Here is a 7,705-nt window from a genome sequence, read left to right as displayed (position 1 = left end):
GGCCTCTGCCCACTGATCGGAGGACAGGACGAGCGCGCCGCCGCCGTCGTTGACGCCGGGTGAGTTGCCGGCGGTGTGCGAGCCCTCCTTGCCGGTCAGGCCCGGGAGCTTGCTCAGCGCCTCGAGCGTCGAGCCGCGGCGGGGCCCCTCGTCGACCTCGACGACGGTGTCGGGATGGCGGGACCCTCTTCCCTTGATCGTGACGGAGGCGATCTCGTCGGCCATGCGGCCCTCGTCGATCGCGGCCAGCGCGCGCTCGTGGCTGCGCAGCGCCCAGCGGTCGAGGTCGGGGCGCGTGAGCTCGAGCTGGTCGCCGATCTCGGTCGCCTCGTCGAACATCTGCCGGCCGCTGAACGGGTTGGTCAGGCCGTCGTGGACCATCGCGTCCAGCGCCTGGGCGTCGCCCATGCGGTAGCCGAAGCGCGCCTGGGGCAGCAGGTACGGCGCGCCGGACATCGACTCCATGCCGCCGCCGACGCCGACCGTGACGTCGCCGGCGCGGATCGCCTGGTCGAGGATCACCGTCGCGCGCAGCCCCGACGCGCAGACCTTGTTGACGGTCTCCGAGGAGACCTCGTTCGGGATCCCGGCCTTGATCTGGGCCTGACGCGAGGGGACCTGCCCCTGGCCGGCCTGCAACACCTGACCCATCACGACATGGTCGACCTGGTCGGGCGCGACGTCGGCGCGCTGCAGCGCCGCGGTGATCGCCGTCGCGCCGAGCTCGGTCGCAGCGACGGTGGACAGGCCGCCGCCGAGCTTCCCGATCGGGGTACGCGCGGCGCCGAGGATGACGGTCTTGGGCATGAAGATGTCTCGGTCTCTCTCGGGGTCAGGACAGCTTGGGCGGCGAACGGTAACGAGTAGGTGATCGGGGAGCACGGCCGCCGGAATCCCGCGCCGATCATCTAGCCTCGCCGACCATGCGCGTGACCGCCACCACCGAGGCCGCGGCGTCCACCGCGGCCGACACCGTCGTCGTCGGGCTGATCGAGGGCGAGCGCGTGGTGCACGACGCCGGCGACGGTGCGCTGCAGGCGCTCGTCGACGGCGGCGAGGCGCGGGCCACGGCCAACCATCTGGCCGTCACGCACGCGGAGGGCAAGCGCTGGATCCTCGTCGGGCTCGGCGCGCGCGAGCGCCTCGACGACGAGGCGCTGCGCCTCGCCGCGGCCGCCGCCCACGGGCGCGCGCGGGACCTCCGCGCCAAGGTGCTCGCCTGGGAGCTCCCGCACAAGCTGCGCGACCACCACCCCGCGCGCGCCGTCGTCGAGGGCACGCTGATGGCCGCCTACGCGTTCACGGCGTGCAAGTCGGGCGCGGGCGACGACGGCTCGGCCACCGGCGTCGACGAGCTGATCGTCTCCGACCACGACGACCGCACGGCCGAGGTCGCCCGGGCGACCGTCGTGACCGAGGCGGTCAACCACGCCCGCGACCTGCAGAACGCGCCGGCCAACGTGATGACCCCGACCGCGCTGGGCCGCCGCGCGCAGGAGCTCGCGGCCGGCCACGACACGCTGACGGCCGAGGTCGCCGGGCGCGCGGGCATCGAGGCGCTGGGCATGGGCGCGTTCGCCGCGGTGGCGGCCGGCACCGACGAGGAGCCGGCGCTGATCGTGCTGCGCTACGAGCCGCCGACCGCGCGCGGCCCGGTGCTGGGCCTCGTGGGCAAGGCCGTGACCTTCGACGCGGGCGGCATCTCGATCAAGCCCGCCGGGTCGATGGCGGACATGAAGTACGACATGTCGGGCGGCGCCGCCGTGCTGGAGGCCGTCGGCGCGATCGCCGCGCTGGAGCTGCCCATGCGCGTCGTCGCGGTCGTCGGCGCCACGGAGAACCTGCTCGGGCCCGGGGCGATGAAGCCCGGCGACGTGGTCACCACCGCCGCCGGCCTGACCGTGCAGGTCGACAACACCGACGCCGAGGGACGGCTCGTGCTGGCCGACTGCCTGCACCACGCCATCGGCCTCGGCGCCGAGCGCCTGGTCGACGCCGCGACGCTGACCGGCGCGATCATGAGCACGCTGGGCCGGGTGTACTCGGGCCTGTGGGCCGACGACGAGCCGTGGGCCGCCGAGGTCCAGGACGCCGCGGCCGCGGCCGGCGAGCTGGTGTGGCGCATGCCGCTGCACGAGCGCTACGCCGAGCTGATCAAGGGCTCGACCGCCGACCTGGCCAACCTGTCGCCGCCGCGCTCGGGCGCCTCGAGCACCGCCGCGGAGTTCCTGCACCGCTTCACCGGCGGCGTGCCCTGGGCGCACCTGGACATCTGCGGAACCGCGTGGGACAGCGGGCGCGCCTACGCGCCCAAGGGCGGCACCGGCGCCATGGTCCGCACGTTCGTGGCGCTCGCCGAGCGGACCGCGGCCGGGGCCTAGGACCCGCGTTGTCCGCCGTCCGGCGGGCGCTGCCGCTGTGGTTGGCGCTCGCGACCGTCTACACCCTGGTGTGGGCGATCGGGATCGGCCCGGCCGCAGACGTCTCGGCCCCGGAGGCCCACCGCCTCCTCGGCGCGGAGTCGCTGGTCTCCGACGGCGACCTCGACCTGACCGACGAGTTCGCCACCCGCGCCTGGCGCGACTTCTACGACGGACCGCTGAGGCCGGTGGCGGGCCTGACCGACGGCCGGCTCGTCGAGCCGTCGGGGCTGGGCTTCGAGCTGCTGATCGCCCCCGCCTACGCGGTCGGTGGGGTCACCGGCGTGCGGCTCCTGCTCGGCGCGATCGCGGCGCTCGCGTTCTGCCTGGCCGCCGCGCTGGGCCGCCGGCTCGTGCCCGAGCCGTGGCCGACGCGCGCGGCGCTCGTCGTCGGCCTGTCGCCGCCGGCGCTGGGTGCGGCCGCGGCGGTGTCGCCCGAGATGGTGGGCGGCGCGGCCCTCGCGGGGGCCGCGCTGCTGGCGCTGGGCGTGCGCGAGCGCCCGCGGACGAGCGCGGCCTTCGGGAGCGCGGCGCTCGTGGCCGCGCTGCCGTGGCTGGCGGCCAAGCTCGTCGCGCCCGCGGTCGTGATCGCCGCGGCGCTGACGCGCTGGCTGCGGCGCCGCCAGCGCGGCGTGGCGGGCTTCGTCGCGCTGGAGGTCGCGCTGACCTCCGCGGTCGTCTACGTCACGGTCAACGACCGGCTGTTCGGCGGGCTGACGCCGCACGACCTCGCGGGCGGCGGGCCGACGGGCGCCTCCGGCGCGGCCGAGCACCTCGAGCGCGCGCCGCGCCTCGTGACGCTGTGGCTCGATCCCGGCGACGGGCTGCTGCTGTGGGCGCCGTTCGTCGCGCTGGCCTTCGTGGCGCTGTGGCTGCTCTGGCGGTCGCGCAAAGAGCGGCTGGCCGTCGCGGTGCTCGACCAGGTCGACGTGGAGGTCGCCGCCGCGTTCCTGGCGCTGATCACGGCCGCCGTGGTGCTGGTCGCGACGTTCCTGGCGCCGTCGATCGACGGCGCCTGGTACCCGGCGCGCCAGCTCGTGCCGGCGCTGCCGCTGCTTGCCGCGCTGTGTGCGTGGGGGTTGCGCTTCGCCCCGCGTGCGGGCGCCGTGCTGGCGGCGCTGACGCTGGCCGCGAGCGCGGTGGCGCTGGCGACGGCGTGAGCGTCGTGCGAGTCAGGCGGGGCGCGAGGCGGCGGCGGCGTCGAGGCGCTCGAGGATGCCGGTGGCCGCCGTGGCCGGATCGAGCCGGCGGGCGACGACCTCGTCGAGCAGGGCGGCGAAGGTGTCGTCCTCGTCGAGCTGCTCCTCCAGGCGGCGGCGCAGGCGGAACGTGCAGATCGCGACGACCTCGCTGCGCAGGTTGCGCCTGCGGCGCTCCGACAGCGTGCCCTCCGCCTCGATGAAGGCGCGGTGCTCGTCGAGCTTGGCGACGAGCTCGGGCACGCCGGCCCCCTTGTGCGCCTCGGTCTTGATGATCGGCACGCGCCAGCCGCGCTGCGGCGCGAGCGACAGCACGCCGCGGATCTCGCGCACCATGGTGTCGGTCAGCGGGTGGTCGGCCTTGTTGACGACGATGATGTCCGGGATCTCCATGACGCCGGCCTTCAGGGCCTGGATCGAGTCGCCGGATCCCGGCATGAGCACGAGGACGATCGTGTCGGCGTGGTCGATGATGTCGACCTCGGCCTGGCCGACCCCGACGGTCTCGAGCAGGACGTCGTCCTTGCCGGCGGCGTCCATCAGCAGCGCCGCCTGCAGCGCGGCCTCGCTGAGGCCGCCGAGCGCGCCGCGGTTGGCCATCGAGCGGATGAAGACGCCCGGGTCGAGGAAGTGGTCGGTCAGCCGGATGCGATCGCCGAGCAGCGCGCCGTGGGTGAACGGCGAGGACGGGTCGATCGACAGCACCGCGACCGTCCGCTCCTGCTCGCGGCGCAGCTTGGTCAGCGCGCCGATCAGCGTCGACTTGCCCGCGCCCGGCGCGCCGGTAAGGCCGACGATCGCGGCCCTGCCGGTGTGCGGGTAGACCTCGCGCACCAGGTCCCAGCCGGCGGGATCGTCGCTCTCGACGAGCGTGATCGCCCGGGCGAGGGCACGGCGATCGCCGTCGAGGAGGCGCTGTGCGAGGGTCGGGGCGTCCTGCGTCATGGGCGCCGCATGATGCCGAACTCAGCCGATCAGCTGCTCGGCGATGTGCTTCGACAGCGCCGCCGGGTCGCCCAGGAGCTCCGGCGCGTCGCGCGCGAGATGGGCGCGGCCGACGTACGCGCTGTAGGCCAGCAGCGCCTGGCGGCGCGCCGTGGCGCGAGTCAGGCCCAGCTCGCCGAACGCCCGGGCCATGAACGCGACGCGCTCCTGCGCGGCGCGGGCGACGGCGGCCCGGACCACGGGCGCGTCGACCGCGTCGAGCAGCCGGACGAAGATCGACGGCGGCTTGGCGCCGGCCTTGCCGAGCAGCTCCATCAGCCGTGCACGCGGGTCCTCGACGGAGGCCAGCGCCTCCAGCGGGCCGTCGACGTGCAGCCGCTCCCAGCGGGCGACCGTCGCGGCGATCAGCTCGCCGCGGTTCTTGAAGTGCCAGTAGAAGCTGCCCTTGGTGACGCCGAGCTCACGGGCCAGCGGCTCGACCGCGACGGCGGCCAGCCCGCCGCGCTCCAGCGCGTCCAGCGCCGCGCTCTCCCAGCGGTCGCGGTCCAGGTTGTCGACCATCATCGTCGCCCCACCATACGCCACCGTATTGACACGGCCGGCGCCATACGCCACCGTATGGCCGACATGCGCCAGCTCGCCCCCGATCTCCACGCCGTCGCCGGCCGCCCGCGCGACGCGTTCAACGTCCACCTCGTCGGCTCGGTGATCGTCGACGCCGCCACCCGCCACGCCGCCGGCCGGATCCTGCGCGCCGTGAGCGGCCGCACGGTCACCGCACACGCCGTCACGCACGGCCACAGCGACCATCAGGGATCGAGCGCCGCCCTCGTCGCCGCGCTCGGCGTCCCGTTCTGGGCGCCGGCCGGCGAGGCGCCCGTGCTCCGCACCGGCGACAACACGCCGCTGGGCCGCGACAACGTCATCACCCGCTGGCAGCGGCGCCACTGGGCGGGCCCGGCGGTCGACGCGACGCGCGAGCTGGCCGAGGGCGACGAGCTCGACGCGGGGTTCGTCGCGCTCGAGACGCCCGGCCACTCCCCCGGCCACCTGTCCTACTGGCGCGAGGACGACCGCACGCTCGTCGCCGGCGACGTCCTCTTCGGCCGCCATCCGATCACGGGCCGCCCCGGCCTGCACGAGCCGCCCGAGCGCTTCACGCTCGACATCGCTCGCAACCGCGAGTCGATCCGCCGCGTCGCCGCGCTGCGCCCGGCGCTGATGGTCTTCGGCCACGGCCCGGCCTGGCGCGACGCGGACGCGCTGGCGCGCTTCGCGGAGGCGCTGCCGGGCTGAGGTGCTGAGGGGCTGAGGGGCTGAGGGGCTGAGGGGCTAGGGCTGCTCGCCGATGCGGTCGACGACGCCACGCTGCTCGTAGACCGCGTCGGCGATGGTCGTGCCGGCGGGCGCGGTGAAGCCGCGGCGGGCGTTCGGACCCACGATCACCTCGCGCTCGGCGAGCATGGCGGAGGTGGCGGGGTCGAAGAGGAGCTCGCGGCGCGTGCCGTCCTCGGTGCGCGCGACGGCCAGCGCCGGGCGGCCGAGGGCGTCCTTCACGGGGCCGAGGTAGCGAACGCCGGGGACGAGCTTGAGCGCGCGGTACAGCGCGGCCCGCAGCTTCGGGGGCGCCGGCTGCTCGCGCAGCGCGTCGCCGATCTGGGTGAAGACCTCGCCGTAGAGCGAGCTGCCCTGGCCGTGGCTGACGCCGTCGCGCAGGCGGCGAAACAGGGCAGGCCCGCTCTGGTCGAACGTGCGCATCTTGGTGTAGGACAACCGCTCGTTGCCGAGGTAGTAGGCGTGGTTGGGCGCGAGGCGGAACGTCTGCGCGGTCGCCCGGGTCAGCGACGGGCGGCCGAGCCGGATCCACTTCTGGCGCTCCTGCGGCGACGGCCAGCGGTGGCCGAGCACGGTCGTGCGGGTCTGACCGGTGCGCTGCTGGCTGATCCACGCCGCGCGGCGCTGGGTGGCGAGCACGCACGCGCCGGCGCCGCCCTGCCCCAGCCGGCAGTTCAGGTAGGTGGCCTGCGTCAAGGTGTAGAAGAACTGATCGGGCCGCGGGAAGACCTCCGGCGCCGGCTGGCGCTCGGCGGCGTGGGCGGCCTGCTCCAGCGCCTGGGCGGCGGTCGCCGGCGCCGGCGCCACGCTCCCCTCCTGGACGCCCGAGCCGAGCGAGAGCACGACCGCGACGGCGACCGCCACGACCACCGCGGGCGGGGCGGCCACGAGCCACCAGCGGCGGCGCGAAGGGTGCGGTGCCGCGGGTAGCGGCGCCGCCGCCACGTGCGCCAGCAGCCGCGCGCGAGCCCGGTCGGCGGCGTGGGCGTCGGGGCTGGGCTCCGGCGGCGTCCAGGCGCGCAGGGTCGTGAGGTCGGGGTCCTCGCTCATGCCGTCTCCTCCGGAAGCTCGAGGGTGGCCCGCAGCCGGCGGCGGGCGCGGTGCAGGCGGGAGCGGACCGTGCCGATCGGGACGCCGGTCGCGCGGGCGACCTCGTCGTACTCCAGGCCGGCCCACGCCACGAGCAGGAGCACGTCGCGCTCCTCGTCGCGCAACGCGGCCAGCGCCGCGGCGACGGCGGGCCCGGCCGCGGCGGCGTCGGCCCGGGCGACCGCACCCGCCGCGACGTCGTCGCCCACCGCCTCCCAGCACTCGACGCGGGCCAGCGCGCGCAGGCGGCGCAGCTCGGCGCGATGGTGGTCGTGCACCAGGCGGGCGGCGATCCCGAACAGCCACGGGCGGGCGTCGGCGTAGGCGCCGTCGAAGCGCTCGCGCTGGTCGAAGGCGCGCGTGAACGTCTCGGCCGCGAGATCCTCGGCCAGCGGCGCGCCGACGCGGCGGTGCAGCCAGCCGTGGATCCGGGCGAAGTGGCGCTCGAACAGGGCCGTGAAGGCGTGCGGATCGCCGACCGACGCCGCGAGGATCGCGGCGTCGCTGGGCTGCGCCGCCGCGTCGTGGTCGGCCTGGAGCATCAGTGCCATCGTCCTTGATTCGCCGCACGCGCCGATCGAGTTCCCGGGGGCTCCGCCGGCGCGCCTGGCGACGGGCCTGCGCGCTAGCCTCCGCGGGCGTGGAACCGGTCCTGTCCCCGCCCGCGCCAGCGGATCTTGCGCCGCTCCACCTCCGCGGCGATCCCCCGCCCCGATC

Annotated in this window: 8 protein-coding genes; 3 read left to right on the top strand and 5 right to left on the bottom strand. The window is 75.8% G+C overall.

The features are described 5' to 3' along the window. A partial coding sequence (locus tag VK501_RS23320; protein WP_324341752.1) for an acetyl-CoA C-acyltransferase occupies window positions 1-807 on the bottom strand: 807 nt, incomplete at its 3' end. A 116-nt stretch (window positions 808-923) separates the two neighbouring features. Here VK501_RS23320 and VK501_RS23315 point away from each other — a divergent pair. Both VK501_RS23315 and VK501_RS23310 read left to right on the top strand, forming a co-directional pair. Beyond that, the gene (locus VK501_RS23315; RefSeq protein ID WP_324341750.1) at window positions 924-2,381 is read left to right on the top strand and encodes a leucyl aminopeptidase; all 1,458 of its coding nucleotides are present in this window, start codon (window positions 924-926) and stop codon (window positions 2,379-2,381) included. Between the two features lie 8 nt (window positions 2,382-2,389). Continuing rightward, entirely contained in the window at window positions 2,390-3,580 is a 1,191-nt protein-coding gene (locus tag VK501_RS23310) for a hypothetical protein (RefSeq protein WP_324341748.1), read from the top strand. A 12-nt stretch (window positions 3,581-3,592) separates the two neighbouring features. Here VK501_RS23310 and meaB read toward each other — a convergent pair whose 3' ends face one another. Together meaB and VK501_RS23300 are read right to left on the bottom strand one after the other, a co-directional pair. Further along, window positions 3,593-4,564 (bottom strand): methylmalonyl Co-A mutase-associated GTPase MeaB, encoded by a 972-nt coding sequence (gene meaB, locus VK501_RS23305; RefSeq protein WP_324341746.1) that lies wholly within the window; start codon window positions 4,562-4,564, stop codon window positions 3,593-3,595. Between the two features lie 21 nt (window positions 4,565-4,585). Beyond that, complete coding sequence (locus VK501_RS23300; protein ID WP_324341744.1) at window positions 4,586-5,128, bottom strand: helix-turn-helix domain-containing protein; 543 nt, start codon at window positions 5,126-5,128, stop codon at window positions 4,586-4,588. A 54-nt stretch (window positions 5,129-5,182) separates the two neighbouring features. Here VK501_RS23300 and VK501_RS23295 point away from each other — a divergent pair, with 54 nt between their 5' ends. After that, window positions 5,183-5,860 carry an MBL fold metallo-hydrolase gene (locus VK501_RS23295; RefSeq protein WP_324341742.1) on the top strand — a complete coding sequence of 226 codons (678 nt, stop codon included), beginning with the start codon at window positions 5,183-5,185 and terminating at the stop codon, window positions 5,858-5,860. Between the two features lie 36 nt (window positions 5,861-5,896). On the opposite strand, the gene VK501_RS23290 is transcribed toward VK501_RS23295, so the two are convergent. Both VK501_RS23290 and VK501_RS23285 read right to left on the bottom strand, forming a co-directional pair. Then, entirely contained in the window at window positions 5,897-6,949 is a 1,053-nt protein-coding gene (locus VK501_RS23290) for a CU044_5270 family protein (protein WP_324341740.1), read from the bottom strand. Further along, on the bottom strand, window positions 6,946-7,530 hold the full coding sequence (locus VK501_RS23285; RefSeq protein ID WP_324341738.1) for an RNA polymerase sigma factor: 585 nt from the start codon (window positions 7,528-7,530) through the stop codon (window positions 6,946-6,948). Before VK501_RS23285 ends, VK501_RS23290 begins: the two co-directional genes overlap by 4 nt. Between the last annotated feature and the right edge of the window lie 175 nt (window positions 7,531-7,705).

Origin of the sequence: Baekduia sp., from assembly GCF_035318805.1 — a bacterium.
GTDB lineage: Bacteria > Actinomycetota > Thermoleophilia > Solirubrobacterales > Solirubrobacteraceae > Baekduia.
Note: the sequence above shows the minus strand (reverse complement) of the source record. Positions and strands in the feature narration are given on the sequence as shown.

Bases quoted from the DNA above. Each gene is read 5' to 3' on its own strand.
- VK501_RS23315 (WP_324341750.1), top strand. From the start codon at position 924: ATGCGCGTGACCGCCACCACCGAGGCCGCGGCGTCCACCGCGGCCGAC.
- VK501_RS23290 (WP_324341740.1), bottom strand. From the start codon at position 6,949: ATGAGCGAGGACCCCGACCTCACGACCCTGCGCGCCTGGACGCCGCCG.
- meaB (WP_324341746.1), bottom strand. From the start codon at position 4,564: ATGACGCAGGACGCCCCGACCCTCGCACAGCGCCTCCTCGACGGCGAT.
- VK501_RS23295 (WP_324341742.1), top strand. From the start codon at position 5,183: ATGGCCGACATGCGCCAGCTCGCCCCCGATCTCCACGCCGTCGCCGGC.
- VK501_RS23300 (WP_324341744.1), bottom strand. From the start codon at position 5,128: ATGATGGTCGACAACCTGGACCGCGACCGCTGGGAGAGCGCGGCGCTG.
- VK501_RS23285 (WP_324341738.1), bottom strand. From the start codon at position 7,530: ATGCTCCAGGCCGACCACGACGCGGCGGCGCAGCCCAGCGACGCCGCG.